We start from the raw sequence: 23,043 nt of genomic DNA, 5'->3' as shown, positions 1-23,043 counted from the left end.
ATTATGTTTATTTGAGAACAATCTCGGCGATGGCGCAATTCTACTCTGCAAAACGACGCGTGACGACGCGTCAGATCATAACTGTTGAAGCCACGGACCTCGATCCTTTTGGACAGGGGGTGGCGCGTCACAAGGGTAAGACACTGTTTATCACAGGTTTGCTGCCAGGAGAACGCGCAGATATTACGCTGACGGAAGAAAAACGTCAGTATGCGCGCGGTCAGGTCAAGCGCCGTCTTAATGATAGCCCGGAGCGCGTGATGCCTCGCTGCCCCCATTTTGGCGTCTGCGGTGGCTGCCAGCAACAGCATGCCAGCACAGAATTACAGCAAAAAAGTAAAAGCAGCGCGCTGGCCCGCCTGGTCGGACACGACGTGAATGACATCATTGCCGATCGGCCCTGGGGCTACCGTCGCCGCGCTCGCCTGAGCCTCAGCTACCAGTCCAAAACCGAGCGGCTGGAGATGGGTTTTCGCAAAGCCGGCTCCAGCGATATCGTCTCTGTCACGCAGTGCCCTGTTTTGGTGCCCCATCTTGAGGCGTTGCTCCCGGACGTGCACCACTGTCTTGCATCGCTGGATGGCGTGCGTTCGCTGGGCCATGTCGAACTGGTGCTGGCCAACAGTGGCCCGCTGATGGTACTGCGCCACACCGCGCCGCTGTCAAAGGCAGATCGCGAAAAACTGGAACGCTTTTCGCATTCTCATGAGCTTGCGCTTTTCCTCGCGCCGCAAAGCGAGATACTTGAGCAGGTCAGCGGAGAAGCGCCCTGGTATGCGTCAGACGGGCTACGCTTAACGTTCAGCCCGCGGGATTTTATCCAGGTTAACGACGGCGTGAACCAGCAGATGGTAGCGAACGCGCTGGCGTGGCTGGACGTACATCCCACCGATCGGGTGCTCGATCTGTTCTGCGGTATGGGGAACTTTACCCTGCCGCTGGCCCGCAAAGCAGCAAGCGTGGTCGGGGTGGAAGGCGTTGAGGCGCTGGTGGTGAAAGGCCAGGAAAACGCCCAACAGAACGGCTTGCAAAATGTGACATTCTTTCATCAAAATCTTGAGGATGATGTTACTCAGCAACCGTGGGCTAAGCAGGGCTTTGATAAGATCCTGCTCGATCCGGCGCGCGCAGGTGCGCCGGGCGTGATGCAGCATATAATTAAACTCGCGCCTGAACGCGTGGTCTATGTTTCCTGTAACCCGGCGACGCTTGCCCGTGACAGCGAAGCATTATTGAGCGGGGGTTACCAGATTCGACGTCTGGCAATGCTGGACATGTTCCCGCACACTGGTCATCTGGAATCGATGGTGTTGTTCGAGCACATCTAATGAGTTTGGCTTGTCGACTTCGACAGGCCCTTGTCCCTAAAGGAGAGGACGATGGTTGCGGTAAGAAGTGCACATTTAAATAAAGCTGGTGAGTTTGACCCTCAAAAATGGATCGCAAGTCTGGGGATTTCCAGCCAGCAGTCGTGTGAACGCTTAACCGAAACCTGGGCCTATTGTTTACGCACAACGCAGGGGCATCCGGACGCTGAACTGCTGTTGTGGCGCGGCGTGGAGATGGTTGAAATTCTCTCCATGCTGAACATGGACATCGAAACGCTACAGGCCGCACTGCTGTTCCCCCTGGCGGACGCCGACGTGGTGACGGAAGACGTCCTGCGTGAAAGCGTCGGCCAGTCCGTCGTGGCGCTCATCCACGGCGTGCGTGACATGGCAGCCATTCGTCAGCTTAAAGCCGCGCAAACGGACTCTGTCTCTTCCGAGCAGGTGGATAACGTCCGTCGCATGCTGCTGGCGATGGTAGATGATTTCCGCTGCGTGGTTATCAAGCTGGCCGAACGGGTTGCCCATCTGCGTGAAGTGAAGGATGCGCCGGAAGACGAGCGCGTCCTGGCCGCTAAAGAGTGTACGAATATCTATGCGCCGCTGGCGAACCGTCTCGGTATCGGGCAACTGAAGTGGGAGCTGGAAGATTACTGCTTCCGCTACCTGCATCCGGCGGAATACAAACGCATTGCAAAATTGCTGCACGAACGCCGCATTGACCGCGAGCACTATATCGAGGAATTTGTCGGCGGGCTGCGCCAGTCGATGAAAGAGGAGAATGTGCGCGCCGAGGTTTACGGGCGTCCGAAGCACATCTACAGCATCTGGCGCAAAATGCAGAAGAAACACCTCGCCTTTGACGAGCTGTTTGACGTGCGCGCCGTACGTATCGTGGCGGAGCGTCTTCAGGACTGCTATGCCGCGCTGGGGATAGTGCATACTCACTTCCGCCATCTGCCGGATGAGTTCGATGACTACGTCGCCAACCCCAAACCAAACGGCTATCAGTCTATTCATACCGTGGTGCTCGGCCCTGGCGGCAAAACGGTGGAAATTCAGATCCGTACCAAACAGATGCACGAAGACGCCGAGCTGGGCGTGGCGGCGCACTGGAAATACAAAGAGGGTACCTCCGGTGGCGGTCGCTCCGGTCACGAGGACCGTATCGCCTGGCTGCGTAAGCTGATTGCGTGGCAGGAAGAGATGGCCGACTCCGGCGAAATGCTCGACGAAGTGCGCAGTCAGGTCTTCGACGATCGCGTCTACGTCTTTACCCCGAAAGGGGATGTTGTTGATTTGCCGGCAGGCTCTACGCCGCTCGATTTTGCCTACCACATCCACAGCGATGTGGGACACCGTTGCATCGGGGCGAAGATCGGCGGACGTATCGTACCGTTTACCTACCAGCTCCAGATGGGCGATCAGATTGAAATCATCACCCAGAAGCAGCCAAACCCAAGCCGCGACTGGTTGAATCCGAACCTCGGTTACGTTACCACCAGCCGTGGGCGCTCTAAAATTCACGCCTGGTTCCGTAAGCAGGATCGTGACAAGAACATCCTTGCCGGTCGCCAGATCCTGGACGACGAGCTGGAACATATTGGCATCAGCCTGAAAGAAGCGGAGAAATTCCTGCTGCCGCGCTACAACTTCAACGAGCTCGACGAACTGTTAGCGGCGATTGGTGGCGGCGATATCCGCCTGAACCAGATGGTGAACTTCCTGCAAGCGCAGTTCAACAAGCCAAGCGCAGCGGAGCAGGATGCGGCAGCGCTGAAACAACTCCAGCAGAAAACCTACGCTCCGCAGCAGCGCAGCAAGGACAATGGCCGCGTGGTGGTTGAAGGGGTGGGTAACCTCATGCACCATATTGCCCGCTGCTGCCAGCCGATCCCGGGAGACGATATTGTCGGCTTTATCACCCAGGGGCGCGGGATCTCGATTCACCGCTCCGACTGCGATCAGCTTGCAGAGCTGCAATCGCATGCGCCGGAACGTATCGTGGAAGCCGTCTGGGGGGAGAGCTACTCGGCGGGTTACTCGCTGGTGGTGCGCGTCACTGCCAACGACCGCAGCGGCCTGCTGCGCGACATCACCACCATTCTCGCCAACGAGAAGGTCAACGTGCTGGGCGTTGCCAGCCGCAGCGATACCCGCGAGCAGCTTGCCACCATCGATATGACTATCGAAATCTATAACCTTCAGGTGCTGGGCCGCGTACTCGGCAAACTGAATCAGGTGCCGGATGTGATTGACGCGCGTCGTCTGCACGGCGGCTAAACATCCTCTTCTGTAGGCCGGGTAAGGCAACGCCGCCACCCGGCTCAGGCATTTAATGGAATCTGTTATGACTCAAATCGACCGCCTGCTTGGCATCATGAAACGCCTGCGCGACCCGGAAAACGGCTGCCCGTGGGATAAAGAGCAGACTTTCGCCACCATTGCGCCTTACACGCTGGAAGAGACCTACGAAGTGCTGGACGCGATTTCGCGCGAAGATTTCGACGACCTGCGCGGTGAGCTGGGCGACCTGCTGTTCCAGGTTGTGTTCTACGCGCAGATGGCGCAGGAAGAGGGGCGCTTTAACTTTGACGATATCTGCGCCGCTATCAGCGACAAGCTGGAGCGTCGTCATCCGCATATTTTTGGCGATGCCTCCGCAGGCAACAGTGCGGAAGTGCTGGCGCGCTGGGAGCAGATAAAAAGCGCCGAACGCGCTGAAAAATCCCAGCACTCGGCGCTGGACGACATTCCCCTGAACCTTCCCGCGCTGATGCGCGCGCGCAAAATTCAAAAGCGCTGCTCGGCGGTAGGGTTTGACTGGAACTCTCTCGGCCCGGTGCTGGAAAAAGTGCACGAAGAGATCGACGAAGTGATGCATGAAGCGCAGCAGGCCGTTGTGGATGAAGCAAAGCTGGAAGAGGAGATGGGCGATCTGCTGTTTGCGACCGTCAACCTTTCGCGCCACCTCGGTGTAAAAGCGGAAACCGCCCTGCAAAAAGCGAACATTAAATTCGAACGACGCTTTCGCGAAGTTGAGCGGATTGTGGCCTCGCGCGGCCTGGAAATGAGCGGGATTGACCTCGACGCGATGGAAGAAGTCTGGCAGGAAGTAAAACGCCAGGAACATGATCTCTAACGAGATTTTGCGATCAAGCGCAATTTGTGTGATTTTTTAAATGACAAGCGCTTGATTTGCGTCAAAAACATTTACCCAAAAGGGGCTATTTTCTCACTCCTTATGTTTGTCATGGCCTGGAGTGGAGACGGAGAATGAAAGTTTGTGGCGCTCGTCGTGTTCGGGTATACTACTTTCCCGTCCTGGTTATTCCATCGTTTCACCCTAACTTCTCAGGTTCAGCATGACAACGAACTATATTTTTGTGACCGGCGGGGTCGTATCCTCTCTGGGTAAAGGCATTGCCGCAGCCTCCCTCGCAGCCATTCTTGAAGCCCGTGGCCTCAATGTGACCATGATGAAACTGGATCCGTACATCAACGTCGATCCTGGCACCATGAGCCCAACCCAACACGGGGAAGTGTTCGTTACTGAAGACGGCGCTGAAACCGATCTGGATCTTGGCCACTACGAGCGTTTCATCCGTACCAAAATGACCCGTCGTAACAACTTTACGACTGGCCGTATCTACTCTGACGTTCTGCGTAAAGAGCGCCGTGGTGACTACCTGGGCGCGACCGTGCAGGTCATCCCACACATCACTAACGCCATTAAAGAGCGTGTCCTTGCCGGTGGCGAAGGGCATGACGTTGTGCTGGTTGAAATCGGCGGTACCGTAGGGGATATCGAATCCCTGCCGTTCCTCGAAGCGATTCGTCAGCTGGCGGTAGATATTGGTCGTGAGCACGCGCTGTTCATGCACCTGACGCTGGTGCCTTACATGGCGGCAGCAGGTGAAGTGAAAACCAAACCGACTCAGCACTCTGTTAAAGAGCTGCTCTCCATCGGTATTCAGCCTGACATCCTGGTTTGCCGTTCCGATCGCGCGATTCCGGCGAACGAACGCGCGAAAATTGCATTGTTCTGTAACGTGCCTGAAAAAGCCGTTATTTCAATGAAAGATGTCGATTCCATTTATAAAATCCCGGGCCTGTTGAAATCACAGGGTCTGGACGATTATATTTGTAAACGATTCAGCTTGAACTGTCCGGAAGCTAACCTGTCTGAATGGGAGCAGGTGATTTACGAAGAAGCCAATCCGGGCGGCGAAGTGACTATCGGTATGGTCGGCAAGTACATCGAACTGCCGGATGCCTATAAGTCAGTTATCGAAGCGCTGAAACACGGTGGTCTGAAGAATCGCGTCTCTGTGATCATCAAGCTGATTGATTCACAGGATGTGGAGACGCGCGGCGTTGAAATTCTTAAAGATCTGGATGCTATCCTCATCCCTGGCGGCTTCGGCTACCGTGGTGTTGAAGGCAAGATCGCCACTGCACGCTATGCGCGTGAAAACAATATTCCATACCTCGGTATCTGCCTGGGTATGCAGGTTGCGCTGATTGAATTTGCGCGCAACGTAGCGGGAATGGAAAACGCGAACTCTACGGAATTTGTGCCAGACTGTAAGTACCCTGTTGTGGCGCTGATTACGGAATGGCGCGACGAAGACGGTAACGTCGAAGTCCGTACCGAGAAGAGCGATCTGGGTGGCACCATGCGTCTTGGCGCACAGGCCTGCCAGCTGTCCGACGATAGCGTGGTACGCAAGCTGTACGGCGAGCCGGTCATCACCGAGCGCCATCGTCACCGCTATGAAGTCAACAACATGTTGTTGAAACAAATTGAAGCTGCGGGTCTGCGTGTTGCGGGCCGTTCCGGGGATGATCAGTTAGTCGAGATCATCGAAGTGCCTAACCATCCGTGGTTCGTGGCCTGCCAATTCCACCCGGAATTTACTTCAACGCCGCGTGACGGGCATCCGCTGTTTGCAGGCTTCGTGAAAGCCGCCAGCGAGTACCAGAAGCGTCAGGCGAAGTAAAAAAAGTTAGAACGGCAACGCGTACCTTTGGTACGCGTTGTTTGTCTGGAGTTTTAGTTTAACTTGTACTGAGGAAAATCTAATGTCCAAAATCGTTAAAGTCATCGGTCGTGAAATCATCGACTCCCGTGGTAACCCGACCGTTGAAGCTGAAGTTCATCTGGAAGGTGGTTTCGTCGGTATGGCAGCGGCTCCATCAGGTGCTTCTACAGGTTCCCGCGAAGCGCTGGAACTGCGTGATGGCGACAAATCCCGTTTCATGGGCAAAGGCGTACTGAAAGCGGTTGGCGCTGTTAACGGTCCTATTGCTCAGGCTATCGTTGGCAAAGATGCTAAAGATCAGGCTGGCATCGACAAGATCATGATCGATCTGGACGGTACTGAAAACAAATCTAACTTCGGTGCGAACGCAATCCTGGCCGTTTCCCTGGCGAACGCCAAAGCGGCAGCGGCAGCTAAAGGCATGCCACTGTTCGAGCACATCGCTGAACTGAACGGCACCCCAGGCAAATACTCCATGCCTGTACCAATGATGAACATCATCAACGGTGGTGAGCACGCAGACAACAACGTTGATATTCAGGAATTCATGATTCAGCCAGTTGGCGCGAAAACCCTGAAAGAAGCGGTACGTATGGGTTCTGAAGTGTTCCACAACCTGGCTAAAGTTCTGAAAGCTAAAGGCATGAACACGGCTGTTGGTGACGAAGGCGGCTACGCGCCAAACCTGGGTTCTAACGCAGAAGCACTGGCTGTTATCGCTGAAGCAGTTAAAGCAGCAGGCTACGAGCTGGGCAAAGACATCACCCTGGCGATGGACTGCGCAGCATCTGAATTCTACAAAGACGGTAAATACGTTCTGGCTGGCGAAGGCAACAAAGCGTTCACCTCTGAAGAGTTCACCCACTTCCTGGAAGACCTGACCAAACAGTACCCAATCGTTTCTATCGAAGACGGTCTGGACGAGTCTGACTGGGATGGTTTCGCATACCAGACCAAAGTACTGGGCGACAAAATCCAGCTGGTTGGTGACGATCTGTTCGTAACCAACACCAAGATCCTGAAAGAAGGCATCGAGAAAGGCATCGTTAACTCCATCCTGATCAAATTCAACCAGATCGGTTCTCTGACCGAAACGCTGGCTGCGATCAAAATGGCGAAAGACGCTGGCTACACCGCGGTTATCTCTCACCGTTCTGGCGAAACTGAAGACGCTACCATCGCTGACCTGGCTGTTGGTACCGCTGCTGGCCAGATCAAAACCGGTTCTATGAGCCGTTCTGACCGTGTTGCTAAATACAACCAGCTGATTCGTATCGAAGAAGCGCTGGGCGAAAAAGCACCTTACAACGGTCGTAAAGAGATCAAAGGCCAGGCATAAGCCTGAACCTTCGTTCTTATGAAAAAACCCGCTTCGGCGGGTTTTTTGTTTTCTATAGCAGAAGCGGCAACGTGGCGCTTGCCGTTTGCTGGCTAACGTCACCGTAATGGCTGTCTACTGCAATAAGGGAAGTGGTTAGCAGTTCAACCAGCAGCATCACGCCAACCTTGGCATTGAGCGCACCCGCGCTCAGCGGTCCCTCGGGTTTGGCTGCAACCAGCTGTAAATCGCTCAGGGAGGCCAGCGGGCTGCGGGGCGTATTGCTGAGCGCCAGTACCTTAACGCCGCGCTTGCGAGCGAGTTTCACCACGTGAAGCAGATCCCGTGTAGAGCCGGAACTTGAGATGGCCACCACCAGCGTCTCTTTCGAGAGCGTCGTCGCATTCATGGCGGCGCGATGCATATCGCTAAACAGCTGTGCAGGTTTGCCGAGTCGCAGCAGCTTGTAATGCAAATACTCCCCCAGAATCGCGCTGGCCGCCACTCCGTAAATTTGCACTGACTGCGCCTGATGCAGGGCCAGTGTCGCCTGTTCAAGCTGGGCCCGGTCGAGGAGTTTTGCGGTATCTTGCAGCGCCTGGACAGACTCATCCACCACGTTATCTATTGCATCTCCTGCCTGACGCTCCGGCAAACCCTGCTGAATATCCAGCGCAAGCGCCATTTTAAATTCGTTATATCCCTTACAGCCCAGCGTGCGGCAAAGGCGTGTGACGCTGGCCTCGCTGGTGCCGCTTTCACGCGCCAGCTCGGTGATCGTCAGGTAGAGCACCCTGGCAGGATCGTTGAGGACAAACTCCCCCAGTTTTTGTTGCGTTGGGCTGTACCCGGAAGCCTCCTGGCGTAGCTTCAGCAGCAGGTTTTCATGGTCCGACATGCTAGATCCTTAATGCGTTTCTCTGCCAACTAGTGTGGCGGAAAGCGGGGGAGAGATGCCAGTCATTTCGAAAAAGTATGATCGGTGTCCTGGTTTTTGGTGGTAATTTTCACAGTTAAAAATATATATGGTAAAAATTTTCATCAATAACCAGGGGGATAAAAAAATGATGCAAATGTTCAGCGGAGCGTCTTCCGGCGGATGGTTTGAAAAAGCGCAGCGCTTCGGCAAATCCTTTATGTTACCCATCGCCATACTGCCCGCAGCAGGTCTGTTGCTGGGGATCGGCGGGGCGCTATCGAATCCGAATACGCTTACTGCGTATCCATTTTTAGACGTTGGCTGGCTACAGGCCATCTTTACCATCATGAGCAGCGCAGGCTCGATTGTGTTTGCAAACCTGTCGGTACTGTTTGCTGTTGGGGTCGCCGTTGGGCTGGCGAAAAATGATAAAGGCACGGCAGGGCTGGCGGCGTTGCTCGCTTATCTGGTGATGAATGCCACTATCAATGCGCTGCTGATCCTGACCGGAAAACTGGCGCATGAGAACCCGGGCGCCGTAGGGCAGGGCATGACGCTGGGTATTCAGACGCTTGAAACGGGCGTGTTTGGTGGGGTAGTTATTGGGCTGGTGACCTGCGCACTGCATCATCGATTTAATAAAATCGCGCTTCCGCAATTCATGGGCTTTTTTGGCGGCTCACGCTTCGTTCCCATTATCAGCTCACTGGCAGCGATACTCGTCGGCGCGCTGATGACCGTGGTCTGGCCGCATTTCCAGAAGCTGATCTTTGGCCTCGGCGGGCTGGTGGATGCCACCGGCTATCTGGGGACGTTGCTGTACGGCTTCATCCTGCGCATGCTTGGCCCGTTTGGTCTGCACCACATTTTCTATCTTCCGTTCTGGACCACCGCGCTTGGCGGCAGTGAAATTGTTAACGGTCACCTGGTTGAGGGCACGCAGCGGATCTTCTTCGCCCAGCTCGCCGACCCGAACACGCAGCATTTCTATGAGGGCACGTCGCGCTTCATGTCCGGGCGCTTTATTACCATGATGTTTGGTCTGCTCGGCGCCTGCCTTGCGATGTACCACACGGCCAGGCCGGAGAACAAAAAGCGGGTTGCCGGGCTGCTGCTCTCTGCGGCATTAACCTCATTCCTGACGGGAATTACCGAGCCCATAGAGTTCTCATTCCTGTTTATTGCCCCGGTGCTGTACGTCATTCATGCGCTGTTCGACGGGCTGGCGTTCATGCTCGCGCACATGCTGCACATCACCATCGGACAAACATTCTCCGGCGGGTTTATTGATTTCGTGCTGTTCGGCATTTTGCAGGGTGAAGCGAAAACTAACTGGATGTTCGTCCCGCTGGTGGGCGTACCGTGGTTCTTCCTTTACTACTGTACCTTCCGTTATCTGATCAAACGTTTTGATTTTGCCACGCCGGGCCGTGAAAAGGAGGCGTTGGCTGACGAGGCTACCCTGCCGCAAAGCGAGCGCGCCGCGGCGGTGATCGCCGGGCTGGGAGGAAAAGACAATCTGGATGACGTTGACTGCTGCGCCACGCGCCTTCGCGTCACGGTGAAAGACGGTAGCAAAGTCAATGAATCTGCACTGAAAGCGACCGGCGCCCGCGGCGTAATCGTCCGCGGCAACGGTGTCCAGGTCATCTATGGACCGCACGTCACCATTATCAAAAACGAAGTAGAAGAGATCTTATCGTAATGAAAACTGTACTGGATAACCTGAAAGGAAAACTGGTCGTCTCCTGCCAGGCGCTGGAAAACGAACCGCTGCACAGCCCGTTTATTATGTCGCGAATGGCGCTGGCGGCGGCCCAGGGCGGTGCCGCTGCGATCCGCGCCAATAGCGTGGTGGATATTGAGGCTATCAAAGGGCTGGTCTCACTGCCGGTAATCGGCATCATCAAACGAGACTATCCGGACAGCGAGGTGTTCATCACCGCAACGCTCAAAGAAGTGGATGAGTTGATGGCGGTCGGCCCGGAGATCGTTGCGCTGGATGCGACCGCCCGGAAACGGCCCGGTGGCGGATCGCTGGACATGCTGATCGCGCAGATCCGCACCCGTTACCCTTCGCTGCTGCTGATGGCGGATATTGCCACCGTGCAGGAGGCCGTGGCCGCGCAGGCGCTGGGGTTTGATTGCGTCGGAACCACCCTTTACGGTTATACGGCGGAGACTGCGGGCCATTCGCTACCGGAAAATGACTGCGCGTTTTTGAAAGAGGTGCTGTCTGCCGTCACGATCCCCGTGATTGCTGAAGGTAACGTGGATACGCCTGAACGCGCGGCCAGGTGTCTGGCGCTGGGGGGGCACACGGTTGTCGTCGGCGGGGCGATCACCCGACCACAGCAAATTACGGAACGGTTTATGGCGGCAATTGGCGCGCAAAGCACCGATGGAGCATGATCATCTGACGGGGATCTGCGATACTTATCGTTTATCCCCTTAACAGAGTTGACTATGCAGTACCCGATTAACGAGATGTTCCAGACCCTGCAAGGCGAGGGTTACTTTACCGGCGTTCCCGCTATCTTTATTCGTTTACAGGGATGCCCGGTTGGCTGCGCCTGGTGTGATACCAAACATACGTGGGATAAGCTCGCAGATCGGGAAGTGTCGCTGTTCAGCATTCTGGCGAAAACCAAAGAGAGCGATAAATGGGGCGCGGGCAGCGCGGAAGATCTGCTTGCCATTATTGGTCGTCAGGGCTGGACGGCGCGGCATGTGGTGATCACCGGCGGGGAACCCTGCATTCACGATCTGATGCCGCTCACCGAACTGCTCGAGAAGAACGGCTATAGCTGTCAGATCGAAACCAGCGGCACCCATGAAGTGCGCTGCTCCCATTCAACGTGGGTCACGGTTTCACCAAAAGTGAATATGCGCGGCGGGTATGACGTACTGTCGCAGGCGCTTGAGCGTGCTGATGAGATCAAACATCCGGTGGGGCGCGTGCGTGACATCGAAGCGCTGGATGAACTGCTGGCGACGCTGACGGACGAAAAGCAGCGCGTGATCGCGCTACAGCCTATCAGCCAGAAAGACGATGCGACCCGTCTGTGCATTGAAACCTGTATCGCCCGCAACTGGCGGCTGTCGATGCAGACGCACAAATATCTGAACATTGCCTGATACTTTTGTGGCCCCGCTTAACGCGGGGCTTTTGTTGTTGGCAGTAAAGCCCAGGTCACGACTGCCGACCCAAGGCAAATCGCACTGTTGAAAAGCAAGGCATACTGCGCGGCACTGGCCGTTCCCATCGGCAGCCATAGCGCGTACAGCGATGCGGTGACCGCGATACCCATTGCGCCGCCCAGGGAACTGCCCATCTTATAGATCCCAGAAGCCACCCCCACTTTGTTTTCAGGGGCATTCATTACCGCCGTGTCCGTTGAGGGCGTGGCGTAACATCCGAGCCCCAGCCCAAATAAAATATTGCTCAGAAAAACGGTAACAATGTAGACCTCTTTGCTTAAGAAGGTGCATGAAATCAGCGAAATACCTGTTGCGGTCAGCAGCGGGCCGGTCATCATCGGCAGCCTGGCGCCATAGCGCTGAAGCAGTTTTTCACCCACCCGGATCATCGCCAGTACGGTAACCAGATACCCCAGCGTCATCATGCCGGTCTGTAGCGGTGACAGATGATGGCCCTGCTGCAACCAGATGCTGGCGATCATCATGGTGCCAATGCAGCCGTTGAGCAGGAAATTTGAGAATACCGAGGCGCTATAGGCCCGGTTTTTAAACAGGGCGAAATCGATCAGCGCCGCATCGCCTTTCCGCCGCCCGGTAACGATAAAGCACATCAGTGCAATCACGGCTCCACACAGTACAAGAAGCGATAAACTGCTGCTCCAGCCCCAGCTGTGTCCTTTGCTGATAAACAGATTGAACAGCACCAGCATAAGGACAAAACTCACCAGGCCGCTGATATCCAGTTTGTGTCGACACGCATCAGGGCTGCGGCTTTCCGGCGTGGCGCGGATAAGCAATAGCGCGACCAGAGCCACCACCATCGACAGAATAAAAATCCAGCGCCAGCCCAGCGTGGTGGCGATGGCGCCTCCCACAAACGAGCTCAGGCCACTCCCGCCCCATGAACCGATAACCCAGAAACTAATTGCGCGCTGGCGTGCTTTACCTTCATACCAGGTTTTAATCAGCGCCAGCGTGGCGGGCATAATGCAGGCCGCTGATAGCCCCTGTATCGCTCGTCCCAACAGAAACAGGACGGGCTCCCATGAAATGAACAGCAGACCACTCCCGATCATGCTCAGGATCAGGCCAATCATGGTCAGGCGCATGCGCCCATACTTATCGGCAAACCCACCGCAGGCGACGACAAAACAGCCGCTGAACAACGCGCTCAGGCTGACGGCCAGCGTAAGGGTTTCGAGGGCAATATCGAGGCTATTCTGCATGGCCGGAACCACGTTGATAACCGACTGGGCAAACAGCCAGAATGTCAGAACGCTCATGACGATACCCGCCAGCAGCCGATCGTTACCGGCGTAGGCGGATGCGCCTGTCAGGGAAACGGTACTCATAGTGCAGCCCTCCCGGGAAGGTGCGAATCAGCGCAGATAGTGTTCGGTCAGTGCGGCCCACAGCGCCGCGCCGGTGAGGAGAATGTTGTCGTTAAAGTCGTAGCCCGGGTTATGTACCATGCAGCGGTCAGGCTCATCCCCGGCGCCAAGCGTGAAATAGCATCCATTGGGATTTTTCTCGAGCATGAAAGCAAAGTCCTCGCTGCCCATAAACGCATTGACCTCCGCGACGGCATCCTGACCGAACAGATCGGTGGCGACGCTGCGCACCATCTCGTTGGCTTGCGGATTGTTTTTCAGCACCGGGCTGCCGTTAATGTGTCGAATGGTGGCCGTCGCATTGAAACTTTCCGCCTGTGCAACGGCGATATCATGGATACGCTGTAGCACGGTTTGCCGCACGCTTTCATCCAGCGTGCGCACGGTAAGTTTCATCAATACTTTGTCGTTGATAATGTTAGGGGCGTGCCCGGCCTGAATGCTGCCTACGGTAACGACGGCTGGCTGGAAGGGGGTAATGTTGCGCGAAACAATGGACTGCAACGCGATAGTGATATGACAGGCAACCAGGGTGGCGTCAACGGTATGTTCTGGCACCGCGCCGTGACCACCCACGCCGTTAACCTCAATATGAAGGGTGTCGGAAGAGGCCATCATGGCGCCATCGCGCAGACCAATTTTTCCGAGGGGCTGTGACGGCATATTGTGTAGACCAAAGATGTGGTCGCAGGGGAACAGGTCAAACAAACCGTCCTCTACCATAACGCGTCCGCCATACAGAAGTTCTTCCGCGGGCTGAAAAATAAGGTGCAGCGTGCCGTTAAAATTACGGGTGCGTGCCAGGTACTCCGCTGCATACAGGAGCGTTGTGGTGTGGCCGTCATGACCGCAGCCGTGGAATTTACCCTCAACGGTACTGCTCCACGCCTTGCCGTTGTTTTCCTGCATTGGCAGCGCATCCATATCGGCGCGCAGACCCAGGCGTTTATGCCCGTTACCCACCTTCAGTGTGCCGACCACACCGGTTTTCGCCAGGCCGCGATGAACCTCATATCCCCATTCCTGAAGCAGCGCTGCAACGCGATCGCTCGTGTTGTGCTCCTCAAAACCAATTTCAGGATGCTGATGAAAATAGTGACGTAATTCAGTGAACCGGGCTTCGTTGCCACGCAGAGCTTCGATAATTGGATGTGTCATTTTTGTTATCCTTTTTCTGCCAAACGATGATAATTTCGAGTCTATGACGATCGTCCCGCCTGAAAATGCATTTTTTTGTTGTAAAGCGACGGCTTTATTTTGATTGTTTTTCATACAATTCAGTTATGACAAAAAAGATCAGGTCATTTTTTGTCTTTGGTGAGGGGTAAGATGGCGCAACGGGGAGATAAGTTTTGGATAGAGATTCAGGACATTCGCCACTGCGTGGAGGATGAAGGCGATACGCTAACGTTGCTCTGGGTGCTGGAAGGGCGGGCAGAGCTGAACACCGATGTGGGACATGACATCCTGGAGGCCAATACCCTTGCTATCATCAACCGTCATCGGCGCTGGCAGTTCACGAGCGAAACGGCAAATGTCACCCTGCGCGTAACCCTTTCCGGGCGCTGGGTCGTCCAGCTCTGCAATGATTTTTTTGCCCATGATTATGCTGTACCGGCAGAAGCCGGAGGCGTCTGGCCCCAATGCGATGCGCTTCGCGATCTGCTGCGCCAGCTTCTTGTGGTCACCCTCATCAACGACCCGCACCGCTACCGGCTGGAGGCGTACCGCTGGCTGAGCGAGATATTGCTGTTGCTGACCAGCCGCTTTCAACAGCCCGCCCGTATGCTGTCCCGGGAACTTTCCTCAGCGCACAGCAAACGCATCGCCCGGGTGATAGAGCGGATCAATGCCAGTTATTCCCGCCGTATTACGCTTGCGGAAATCGCCGCGAGTGAATATGTCTCTGAAGCCTGGCTCTCTCGTCTCTTTCGCAAGGAGGTGGGGATCAGTTTCATGCAGTACATCACCCACCTGCGGCTGGAAAAGGCGGCCGACGCTCTCCGGCTGACGAACCGACCGCTGCATCAGATTGCGCTTGAGCAGGGTTTCGCCAGCACGCGTATGATGAGCGATCGGTTCAGGCGTGTTCACAATATGTCTCCGGGTGAGTTTCGTAAGGCCCGGCGCCAGCACCCGGAGGCGGCACGTATTCGGACGGACAGGCGTGAGCAGCGCTATCCGGTCGCCGTGGACAAGCTGTTTAGCCTGCTCAATGAACCGGTGGCGCGCGGTTGGGGAGCCTCGCCGCTCATCGTTCATCCGCAGCAGGAGCAGAGCCTGGATCTTGAGCAGCTTAATCCTCTTTCTGCCTCGCTGCGCCGTATGCGGGTGGTCATTACCCTGCGTGAGCTCGACGATTTGCTGCGTGAGGACGTTCGACAAAATCTGGAGGCGATAAATGAGGCCATTCCCATTGAGGGGATTGATATCGCCGAACCTTTTCTCAGCAGTCGTCTGTTTGCCACCGGGTGGGATGACCCCCAGATGGCGGGCTACGCCTGCTGGTACAATCTGCATCAGCTCTTCACCTGGCTGGCAAAAAAGCAGTGGACGGTGCTACTGCACACCGGCGTAACGACCCGTCGCGATCTTCTTACCCGTTTTTTACAACAGTCGGTTAATCATTTTTCGCCAGAGATCACCGCGGGCTGGCACTTCGTCATGCACTGGTCAACACAGGCAAGTGAGGAGACCCGGGAGCAGGTCTGGCTGGCCCAGCAAAAGGCAATACGAACTTATCTTCCGCAGGCAAAGTTTGGTTTATGGCACCGATTTGCCCCCGTCAGCGCGGGCGTAAGCGACGATACCCTGTTCAGTTCAGCCATCCTGATGCAGGCCGATTTTCTTGCCTGTTCTGCCGATGCTAATGAACTTCTCGATCCCGCGCAGCTGGAGGCAACCCCTCTCTCTTCAACGGAAAATTATCCGATACTGAAGGTCCGCCAGATCCTCGCTGCCCTTCGCCTGCGTAAATGTTCGCTTCCCGTCTGGCTTCTCTCCTGGAATACCCTCACCGGCAACACACGGGCGACAAACGGCTGGTTTTTTCGTGGGGCGCTGCTGATGCAGAACCTGCTCGGGCTTTCGGAGCAGGTCTGGCTGGCGGGATTCTGGCTTAATTCGGGCCTTCAGGGAGAAGCTCGTGCGAACAACACCATCGATACCTCAAGCCTGGCGCTACAGTATAACCATGGTCTGCCGCGTCCGGTTTATTGGGTACTCTGGCTCTGGCAACGTCTGCGGGGCGAGGTGCTGGTCAATGATAAGCGTGTCCTGCTTACGCGCCATCGCAATGGTTATCAGCTGTTGCTGCGTAATGTGGTGGTTTTTAATCCGCTCCTTTCCAGTGAAGAAGCATTCATCCAGCGTTTTCGCCAGCAGTATCATTTACACCTGAAGGGAATGCGCGGTAAATGGCGAATTAAATGTCATCTGTTTGATCAGCACAACGGCGCGCTCTATCCGTTACTCGAAGGGGTTGGCAGCGAAAGCGGCCCTGATGAAGAGATGTGGCGCTGGATAGCGCATAAAGCGCGTCCAACGCTTTCCGTACGCGATGAACGCCTTTATGACGGCTGGCAACTGAGTGAATCACTGGAGAGTAATGCGCTGGTGCTCTACGAGTTTACGCCGCTCGTGCCTCGTGAGACCGCAACGGAGGAGATTCACTCCCCGCGGTAGACGCAGCCTGCCGTGCAGGTCTCTTTGATCATCACCGCGCTCAGCAGCGGAACCAGCGGTTTCATCTGATCCCAAATCCATTTCGCCAGCACTTCGCTGGTCGGGTTTTCAAGGCCCGGAATATCATTCAGATAGTAGTGATCGAGACGATCGTAGGTCGGCTTAAACGCAGCCTTCAGTTCGGCAAAGTCCATGATCCAGCCCGTATGGGGATCGACTTCACCGGTGATTTCAAGACGCACCATAAACGAGTGTCCATGCAGGCGGCCACATTTGTGTCCGGCAGGAACGTGTGGAAGGTGGTGTGCGGCTTCGAAGGTGAAATCTTTAAACAGTGTGGTGGACATCATAGCTCTCAGGAATGCGGAAAAAACCGCCGCATAGTACCGGAAAGCACAATTTTTATCATTAACTAAAACGGCTCTGAACGGTCACCGCCTCGTATTCATGGTGTTTATCGGCCTTTATTGTTTTATTTCAAATAGTTATTTAATCGCTTTTATCGTTAAGAACGATAACTAAAACAGGTTAGTCCATTTGGTTATTTATTATTTCCATCCCTTCTTTAATTGTTATTATCCCCGCCGTTAACCTTATCTTCAGTTTGGATTTATTCGCTTAAAGTCCGCTTTGCTACTGGAACATAACGACGCATGACAACACAGGCCCCACCTTCAAATTTGCTTCCCCTTAACCCGGAGCAACTGGCGCGCCTCCAGGCCGCGACTTCCGATTTTTCACCCACCCAGCTCGCCTGGGTCTCCGGCTATTTCTGGGGAATGCTCAATCAGCAGCCGGGTGCTGTGGCTGGCGTCCCGCCAACGGCCGTTGAAATTCCTGCCATCACGCTTATCTCCGCTTCGCAAACGGGTAATGCCCGTCGTGTGGCCGAAGCGCTGCGTGATGACCTGCTCGCCGCGAAGCTGAACGTTAACCTGGTCAACGCCGGGGATTATAAATTCAAACAGATCGCGTCAGAAAAACTGCTGGTGGTGGTGGCGTCAACGCAGGGGGAAGGTGAGCCTGCGGAAGAAGCCGTCGCGCTGCATAAGTTCCTGTTCTCGAAAAAAGCGCCCAGGCTGGAGGGCACCGCCTTTGCCGTCTTCGGCCTCGGTGATACGTCCTATGAATTTTTCTGCCAGTCCGGTAAAGACTTCGACAGCAAGCTGGCGGAGCTGGGTGCAGAGCGCCTGCTGGATCGCGTAGACGCTGATGTCGAATACCAGGCCGCCGCCGCCGAATGGCGGACGCGCATCGTTGAGGTGCTGAAGGCCCGCGTCCCGAAAGAGACGCCAGCGCAAGCCGCCGTTACCGCAGCGGGCACCGTCAACGAAATCCACACCAGCCCTTACACGAAAGAGGCGCCGCTGACGGCGAGCCTGTCGGTAAACCAGAAAATCACGGGCCGTGATTCGGAAAAAGACGTGCGCCATATCGAAATCGATCTCGGTGACTCCGGCCTGCGTTATCAGCCTGGCGATGCGCTGGGCGTCTGGTATCAGAACGATCCGGCGCTGGTGAAAGAGCTGGTCGAGCTGCTGTGGCTGAAAGGCACGGAGCCGGTCCAGGTGGAAGGTAAAACCTTACCGCTCTCTGAGGCGCTTCAGTGGCATTTCGAGCTGACGGTGAACACCGCCAATATCGTTGAAAACTACGCCACCTTAACGCGCAGCGAGTCCCTTCTGCCGCTGGTGGGGGACAAAGTGAAGTTACAGCATTACGCCGCGACGACGCCGATTGTCGACATGGTGCGTTTCTCCCCGGCACAGCTGGATGCCGACGCGCTGATCGGCCTGCTGCGTCCGCTGACGCCGCGTCTTTACTCCATCGCCTCCTCACAGGCGGAAGTGGAAAACGAAGTCCACATCACCGTTGGCGTGGTGCGTTACGACATCGAAGGCCGCGCGCGGGCGGGCGGGGCGTCGGGCTTCCTGGCCGACCGCGTGGAAGAAGAGGGCGAGGTGCGCGTCTTTATCGAACACAACGACAACTTCCGCCTGCCGGCAAACCCGGAAACGCCGGTGATCATGATTGGCCCGGGCACCGGCATCGCACCGTTCCGCGCCTTTATGCAGCAGCGTGCAGCGGACGAGGCGCCGGGTAAAAACTGGCTGTTCTTCGGCAACCCGCATTTTACTGAAGATTTCCTCTACCAGGTTGAATGGCAGCGCTACGTCAAAGAGGGCGTGCTGACCCGCATCGATCTGGCCTGGTCCCGCGATCAGAAAGAAAAAGTATACGTACAAGACAAACTGCGCGAACAGGGCGCAGAGCTGTGGCGCTGGATCAATGACGGCGCCCACATTTATGTCTGCGGCGACGCCAATCGCATGGCGAAAGACGTTGAGCAGGCACTGCTGGAAGTGATTGCCGAATTCGGCGGTATGGATGCCGAAACGGCGGATGAATTTTTAAGTGAGCTGCGCGTAGAGCGCCGTTATCAGCGAGATGTCTACTAATGAGCGAAAAACATCCTGGCCCACTGGTGGTCGAAGGCAAACTGTCTGATGCCGAGCGCATGAAGGTAGAGAGCAACTACCTGCGCGGTACCATTGCCGAAGATTTAAATGACGGCCTGACCGGCGGTTTCAAAGGCGACAACTTCCTGCTGATCCGTTTCCACGGTATGTACCAGCAGGACGACCGCGATATCCGCGCCGAACGTGCCGAACAGAAGCTGGAGCCGCGTCATGCGATGCTGCTGCGCTGCCGCCTGCCGGGTGGCATCATCACCACCAAACAGTGGCAGGCGATCGACAAGTTTGCCGGTGAAAACACGATTTACGGCAGCATCCGTCTGACTAACCGTCAGACCTTCCAGTTCCACGGCATTCTGAAGAAAAACGTCAAGCCGGTGCACCAGATGCTGCACTCCGTGGGGCTGGACGCGCTGGCGACCGCCAACGACATGAACCGTAACGTGCTTTGCACCTCGAACCCGTATGAGTCCGAGCTGCACGCCGAAGCGTACGAGTGGGCGAAGAAGATCTCCGAGCACCTGCTGCCACGCACGCGTGCCTATGCGGAGATCTGGCTCGATCAGGAGAAAGTCGCGACCACGGACGAAGAGCCGATCCTCGGTCAGACCTACCTGCCGCGCAAATTCAAGACCACGGTGGTTATCCCGCCGCAGAACGATATCGACCTGCACGCCAACGACATGAACTTCGTGGCGATTGCCGAAAATGGCAAGCTGGTCGGCTTTAACCTGCTGGTGGGCGGCGGTTTGTCCATCGAGCATGGGAACAAGAAAACCTACGCCCGCACCGCGAGCGAGTTCGGCTTCCTGCCGCTGGAGCACACGCTGGCCGTGGCTGAGGCGGTGGTTACTACCCAGCGCGACTGGGGCAACCGTACCGACCGTAAAAACGCGAAAACCAAATACACCCTGGAGCGTGTAGGCGTCGAGACGTTCAAAGAAGAAGTGGAGCGTCGCGCGGGGATCAAGTTTGAGCCGATCCGCCCTTACGAATTCACCGGTCGCGGCGATCGCATTGGCTGGGTAAAAGGTATCGATAATAAATGGCACCTGACGCTGTTTATTGAAAACGGTCGTATTCTGGATTATCCGGGCCGCCCGCTGAAAACCGGTCTGCTGGAAATTGCTAAGATCCATAAAGGCGAGTTCCGCATTACCGCCAACCAGAACCTGATTATTGCCGGCGTGCCGGAAAGCCAGAAGGCGAAGATCGAGAAGCTGGCGCGCGATCATGGGTTGATGAATGCGGTTAAACCGCAGCGTGAAAACTCGATGGCCTGCGTGTCGTTCCCGACCTGCCCGCTGGCGATGGCCGAAGCGGAACGTTTCCTGCCGTCCTTCACTGATAAAGTGGAAGCGATTCTGGAAAAACACGGTATTCCGGACGAGCATATTGTTATGCGCGTCACCGGCTGCCCGAACGGCTGCGGTCGCGCGATGCTGGCCGAGCTGGGTCTGGTGGGCAAAGCGCCGGGTCGTTACAACGTGCACCTTGGCGGCAACCGTATGGGGACGCGCATTCCGCGTATGTACCGTGAAAATATTACGGAACCGGAAATTCTTGATTCCATCGACGAGCTTGTCGGGCGCTGGGCGAAAGAGCGTGAAGCGGGTGAAGGCTTCGGCGACTTTACGGTGCGTGCGGGCATCATTCGCCCGGTGCTCGATCCCGCCAGGGATTTCTGGGAGTAACACATCCTTTGCCCGGTGGCGCTTCGCTTACCGGGCCTACGGGTTTTGTAGGCCGGGCAAACGCAGTGCCGCCCGGCAAAACAGGCAAACGAGGTTCTTATGTCCGTACTCGATCTAAACGCCCTAAATGACCTGCCAAAAGTCGAACGCATTCTGGCCCTGGCAGAAACCAACGCCCAGCTGGAAAAACTCGACGCCGAAGGGCGCGTGGCGTGGGCGCTGGAAAACCTGCCGGGTGACTATGTGCTGTCGTCAAGCTTTGGCATCCAGGCGGCGGTCAGCCTGCACTTGGTGAATCGGATCCGCCCGGACATTCCGGTGATCCTCACCGATACCGGCTATCTGTTCCCGGAGACCTACCAGTTTATTGACGAGCTGACGGACAAGCTCAAGCTGAACCTCAAAGTTTACCGCGCGACGGAAAGCGCGGCCTGGCAGGAGGCGCGCTACGGCAAGCTGTGGGAACAGGGCGTTGAGGGCATTGAGAAATACAATGAGATCAACAAGGTCGAGCCGATGAACCGGGCGCTGAAAGAGTTGAACGCTCAGACCTGGTTCGCGGGCCTGCGCCGCGAGCAGTCCGGGAGCCGGGCAACGCTGCCGGTGCTGGCGGTGCAGCGCGGCGTGTTCAAAGTGCTGCCGATCATCGACTGGGATAACCGCACGGTGTACCAGTATCTGCAAAAGCACGGGCTGAAGTACCATCCGCTGTGGGATCAAGGCTACCTGTCGGTAGGCGACACCCACACCACGCGTAAATGGGAACCGGGAATGGCGGAAGAAGAGACGCGATTCTTTGGGCTGAAGCGCGAGTGCGGATTGCACGAAGGGTAATGTTTTTTCGCCCGGTGGCGCTGCGCTTACCGGGCCTGCAACGGCACGAAACGTAGGCCCGGTAAGGCGTAGCCGCCACCGGGCTTAACGACATCAGGCTTTCCCCGCTTTCGCCAGCTCCTTCACCAGCGGCAGCATCACTTTCACGACATCCCGGCTGCGGTGCTCAATCCGCTGCGGCAGCGCTTTATCAATGTGCTGCTGATTATCCAGCCGCACATCATGCCAGCTGGTCCCGTCCGGAAAGGCTTTCGATTTGCTGCGCTGCTGATAGCCATCTTTTTTGCCCAGCGCCCAGTTCGTCGCCTCGACGTACAGCACCGGAATGCCCGCCTTATCAAACACTTCACCGTCATTACAGCAGCCTGTGCCTTTAGGATACTGCGGGTTACCGCCCGGATTTGTCGCGGCATAGACGCCATGTGTGCGGGCAAGCGCCAGCGCGCGGTCGCGGGTGAGTTTACGTACGCTGCTCGGTGTGCTCTGTCCGCTATTAAAATAGAGCTTATCCCCCACGATCAGATTATCGAGGTTAATCACCAGCAACGTATTTTTCTTCTCCTCAGCGCTCATGCGCTTAAGGAGATTCTCAGCGCCGAGTTTTCCTTCTTCTTCGCCGCTGGTCGCAACAAAGCGAATGCTGTATTTCGTCGGAATATTCTTCAGGCGTTCGGCCAGCTCAAGCATCACGCCCAGACCCGCCGCATTGTCATCCAGTCCCTGAAGCGTCAGCCCGCCGAGGTTATTATCGACATCGGCGTCGCTCAACGGCGTGTAGGTATCAAGGTGCGCCATAATAATAATCTGCTCAGCCGCCTTTCCTTCGTGCGCGGCAATGACCGTGCTGCCGGTTACGTTATGCCAGTTTTGCGTTTTATTGCGTGTGGTATAGATGTAGCGGCTGTGGAAAGCGCGAATGTCGCTCTCATAGCCCATATCCGCAAACTGCTGACGGATATAGTCTGCCGAGAGCATCTCGGCTGGGGTTCCGGTCATACGGCCCGGAAAGACCGTCGCAATATGCCGCGCCTGCATACTGGCTATTTCACCGTAAGATTGATTTTTTGCCTGAGCCGGAAGGATAAAGCAAACGCCGAGCGCCAGGGCAACGAATCGGTGGCGCATTGCGGAAAACATAGTGAGTCCTTAAAA

The 23,043-nt window shown here is 56.0% G+C and carries 17 protein-coding genes; 12 read left to right on the top strand and 5 right to left on the bottom strand.

All coding sequences use genetic code 11. From position 1 onward, the window contains the following. Positions 1-29: 29 nt before the first annotated feature. From rlmD to eno, 5 genes are all read left to right on the top strand, one after another. Positions 30-1,328: a 23S rRNA (uracil(1939)-C(5))-methyltransferase RlmD gene (gene rlmD, locus ACWKXX_RS17560; protein ID WP_261666045.1), complete on the top strand. Its 1,299-nt coding sequence runs from the start codon at positions 30-32 to the stop codon at positions 1,326-1,328. A gap of 51 nt (positions 1,329-1,379) precedes the next feature. Next, the gene (relA, locus tag ACWKXX_RS17555; protein ID WP_032654831.1) at positions 1,380-3,611 is read left to right on the top strand and encodes a GTP diphosphokinase; all 2,232 of its coding nucleotides are present in this window, start codon (positions 1,380-1,382) and stop codon (positions 3,609-3,611) included. A 67-nt stretch (positions 3,612-3,678) separates the two neighbouring features. After that, the gene (gene mazG, locus ACWKXX_RS17550) at positions 3,679-4,470 is read left to right on the top strand and encodes a nucleoside triphosphate pyrophosphohydrolase (protein WP_261666046.1); all 792 of its coding nucleotides are present in this window, start codon (positions 3,679-3,681) and stop codon (positions 4,468-4,470) included. A 223-nt stretch (positions 4,471-4,693) separates the two neighbouring features. Then, positions 4,694-6,331 carry a glutamine hydrolyzing CTP synthase gene (gene pyrG, locus ACWKXX_RS17545; RefSeq protein WP_454540837.1) on the top strand — a complete coding sequence of 546 codons (1,638 nt, stop codon included), beginning with the start codon at positions 4,694-4,696 and terminating at the stop codon, positions 6,329-6,331. Between the two features lie 82 nt (positions 6,332-6,413). Continuing rightward, the gene (gene eno, locus ACWKXX_RS17540; RefSeq protein WP_006811784.1) at positions 6,414-7,712 is read left to right on the top strand and encodes a phosphopyruvate hydratase; all 1,299 of its coding nucleotides are present in this window, start codon (positions 6,414-6,416) and stop codon (positions 7,710-7,712) included. A 52-nt stretch (positions 7,713-7,764) separates the two neighbouring features. Here eno and ACWKXX_RS17535 read toward each other — a convergent pair whose 3' ends face one another. Then, positions 7,765-8,589: a MurR/RpiR family transcriptional regulator gene (locus ACWKXX_RS17535; protein ID WP_015571725.1), complete on the bottom strand. Its 825-nt coding sequence runs from the start codon at positions 8,587-8,589 to the stop codon at positions 7,765-7,767. 166 nt (positions 8,590-8,755) lie between these two features. Here ACWKXX_RS17535 and ACWKXX_RS17530 point away from each other — a divergent pair, with 166 nt between their 5' ends. From ACWKXX_RS17530 to queE, 3 genes are read left to right on the top strand one after another with little or no spacing between them, the layout of a single operon-like run. Continuing rightward, on the top strand, positions 8,756-10,315 hold the full coding sequence (locus ACWKXX_RS17530; protein ID WP_045338406.1) for a PTS transporter subunit EIIC: 1,560 nt from the start codon (positions 8,756-8,758) through the stop codon (positions 10,313-10,315). Then, on the top strand, positions 10,315-11,022 hold the full coding sequence (locus ACWKXX_RS17525; protein WP_023304336.1) for an N-acetylmannosamine-6-phosphate 2-epimerase: 708 nt from the start codon (positions 10,315-10,317) through the stop codon (positions 11,020-11,022). Before ACWKXX_RS17530 ends, ACWKXX_RS17525 begins: the two co-directional genes overlap by 1 nt. A 54-nt stretch (positions 11,023-11,076) precedes the next feature. Further along, positions 11,077-11,748: a 7-carboxy-7-deazaguanine synthase QueE gene (queE, locus tag ACWKXX_RS17520; RefSeq protein WP_006811780.1), complete on the top strand. Its 672-nt coding sequence runs from the start codon at positions 11,077-11,079 to the stop codon at positions 11,746-11,748. Positions 11,749-11,765: 17 nt separating this feature from the next. Here the strand turns inward: queE and ACWKXX_RS17515 are convergent, their stop codons facing one another. Together ACWKXX_RS17515 and ACWKXX_RS17510 are read right to left on the bottom strand one after the other, a co-directional pair. Next, on the bottom strand, positions 11,766-13,163 hold the full coding sequence (locus ACWKXX_RS17515; protein WP_045331240.1) for an MFS transporter: 1,398 nt from the start codon (positions 13,161-13,163) through the stop codon (positions 11,766-11,768). A gap of 27 nt (positions 13,164-13,190) precedes the next feature. Further along, positions 13,191-14,360 (bottom strand): M20 aminoacylase family protein, encoded by a 1,170-nt coding sequence (locus ACWKXX_RS17510; protein ID WP_023304334.1) that lies wholly within the window; start codon positions 14,358-14,360, stop codon positions 13,191-13,193. 171 nt (positions 14,361-14,531) lie between these two features. Between ACWKXX_RS17510 and ACWKXX_RS17505 the strand changes: the two genes are divergently transcribed. Continuing rightward, positions 14,532-16,886, top strand: a complete 2,355-nt coding sequence (locus tag ACWKXX_RS17505; RefSeq protein WP_023304333.1) for a helix-turn-helix domain-containing protein — start codon at positions 14,532-14,534, stop codon at positions 16,884-16,886. Here the strand turns inward: ACWKXX_RS17505 and queD are convergent. Then, positions 16,871-17,236 (bottom strand): 6-carboxytetrahydropterin synthase QueD, encoded by a 366-nt coding sequence (gene queD / locus ACWKXX_RS17500; protein ID WP_006811776.1) that lies wholly within the window; start codon positions 17,234-17,236, stop codon positions 16,871-16,873. The two genes, ACWKXX_RS17505 and queD, sit on opposite strands and share 16 nt — an antisense overlap. 303 nt (positions 17,237-17,539) lie before the next feature. Here queD and cysJ point away from each other — a divergent pair, with 303 nt between their 5' ends. The 3 genes from cysJ (at position 17,540) to cysH (ending at position 21,891) form a co-directional block, all read left to right on the top strand. Then, the gene (cysJ, locus tag ACWKXX_RS17495; RefSeq protein WP_032619140.1) at positions 17,540-19,345 is read left to right on the top strand and encodes an NADPH-dependent assimilatory sulfite reductase flavoprotein subunit; all 1,806 of its coding nucleotides are present in this window, start codon (positions 17,540-17,542) and stop codon (positions 19,343-19,345) included. Beyond that, a complete protein-coding gene (gene cysI, locus ACWKXX_RS17490; RefSeq protein WP_015571717.1) occupies positions 19,345-21,057 on the top strand; it encodes an assimilatory sulfite reductase (NADPH) hemoprotein subunit in 1,713 nt (570 codons plus the stop codon). Before cysJ ends, cysI begins: the two co-directional genes overlap by 1 nt. 99 nt (positions 21,058-21,156) lie before the next feature. Beyond that, positions 21,157-21,891 carry a phosphoadenosine phosphosulfate reductase gene (gene cysH / locus ACWKXX_RS17485; RefSeq protein WP_017382820.1) on the top strand — a complete coding sequence of 245 codons (735 nt, stop codon included), beginning with the start codon at positions 21,157-21,159 and terminating at the stop codon, positions 21,889-21,891. Between the two features lie 93 nt (positions 21,892-21,984). Here the strand turns inward: cysH and ACWKXX_RS17480 are convergent, their stop codons facing one another. Beyond that, positions 21,985-23,028 carry an aminopeptidase gene (locus ACWKXX_RS17480; RefSeq protein WP_015571715.1) on the bottom strand — a complete coding sequence of 348 codons (1,044 nt, stop codon included), beginning with the start codon at positions 23,026-23,028 and terminating at the stop codon, positions 21,985-21,987. Positions 23,029-23,043: the final 15 nt, after the last annotated feature.

Source organism: Enterobacter sp. UPMP2061, assembly GCF_053709615.1.
The sequence above is the reverse complement of the archived record's forward strand: the minus strand, read 5'-3'. Positions and strand labels throughout refer to the sequence as shown.

What these genes read in the sequence shown, in the direction of transcription:
- ACWKXX_RS17510 (WP_023304334.1), bottom strand. Translation starts at nt 14,360, where the DNA reads ATGACACATCCAATTATCGAAGCTCTGCGTGGCAACGAAGCCCGGTTC.
- ACWKXX_RS17530 (WP_045338406.1), top strand. Translation starts at nt 8,756, where the DNA reads ATGATGCAAATGTTCAGCGGAGCGTCTTCCGGCGGATGGTTTGAAAAA.
- cysI (WP_015571717.1), top strand. Translation starts at nt 19,345, where the DNA reads ATGAGCGAAAAACATCCTGGCCCACTGGTGGTCGAAGGCAAACTGTCT.
- pyrG (WP_454540837.1), top strand. Translation starts at nt 4,694, where the DNA reads ATGACAACGAACTATATTTTTGTGACCGGCGGGGTCGTATCCTCTCTG.
- mazG (WP_261666046.1), top strand. Translation starts at nt 3,679, where the DNA reads ATGACTCAAATCGACCGCCTGCTTGGCATCATGAAACGCCTGCGCGAC.
- ACWKXX_RS17505 (WP_023304333.1), top strand. Translation starts at nt 14,532, where the DNA reads ATGGCGCAACGGGGAGATAAGTTTTGGATAGAGATTCAGGACATTCGC.
- ACWKXX_RS17515 (WP_045331240.1), bottom strand. Translation starts at nt 13,163, where the DNA reads ATGAGTACCGTTTCCCTGACAGGCGCATCCGCCTACGCCGGTAACGAT.
- queD (WP_006811776.1), bottom strand. Translation starts at nt 17,236, where the DNA reads ATGATGTCCACCACACTGTTTAAAGATTTCACCTTCGAAGCCGCACAC.
- queE (WP_006811780.1), top strand. Translation starts at nt 11,077, where the DNA reads ATGCAGTACCCGATTAACGAGATGTTCCAGACCCTGCAAGGCGAGGGT.
- cysJ (WP_032619140.1), top strand. Translation starts at nt 17,540, where the DNA reads ATGACAACACAGGCCCCACCTTCAAATTTGCTTCCCCTTAACCCGGAG.
- ACWKXX_RS17480 (WP_015571715.1), bottom strand. Translation starts at nt 23,028, where the DNA reads ATGTTTTCCGCAATGCGCCACCGATTCGTTGCCCTGGCGCTCGGCGTT.
- ACWKXX_RS17535 (WP_015571725.1), bottom strand. Translation starts at nt 8,589, where the DNA reads ATGTCGGACCATGAAAACCTGCTGCTGAAGCTACGCCAGGAGGCTTCC.
- rlmD (WP_261666045.1), top strand. Translation starts at nt 30, where the DNA reads ATGGCGCAATTCTACTCTGCAAAACGACGCGTGACGACGCGTCAGATC.
- relA (WP_032654831.1), top strand. Translation starts at nt 1,380, where the DNA reads ATGGTTGCGGTAAGAAGTGCACATTTAAATAAAGCTGGTGAGTTTGAC.
- eno (WP_006811784.1), top strand. Translation starts at nt 6,414, where the DNA reads ATGTCCAAAATCGTTAAAGTCATCGGTCGTGAAATCATCGACTCCCGT.
- ACWKXX_RS17525 (WP_023304336.1), top strand. Translation starts at nt 10,315, where the DNA reads ATGAAAACTGTACTGGATAACCTGAAAGGAAAACTGGTCGTCTCCTGC.
- cysH (WP_017382820.1), top strand. Translation starts at nt 21,157, where the DNA reads ATGTCCGTACTCGATCTAAACGCCCTAAATGACCTGCCAAAAGTCGAA.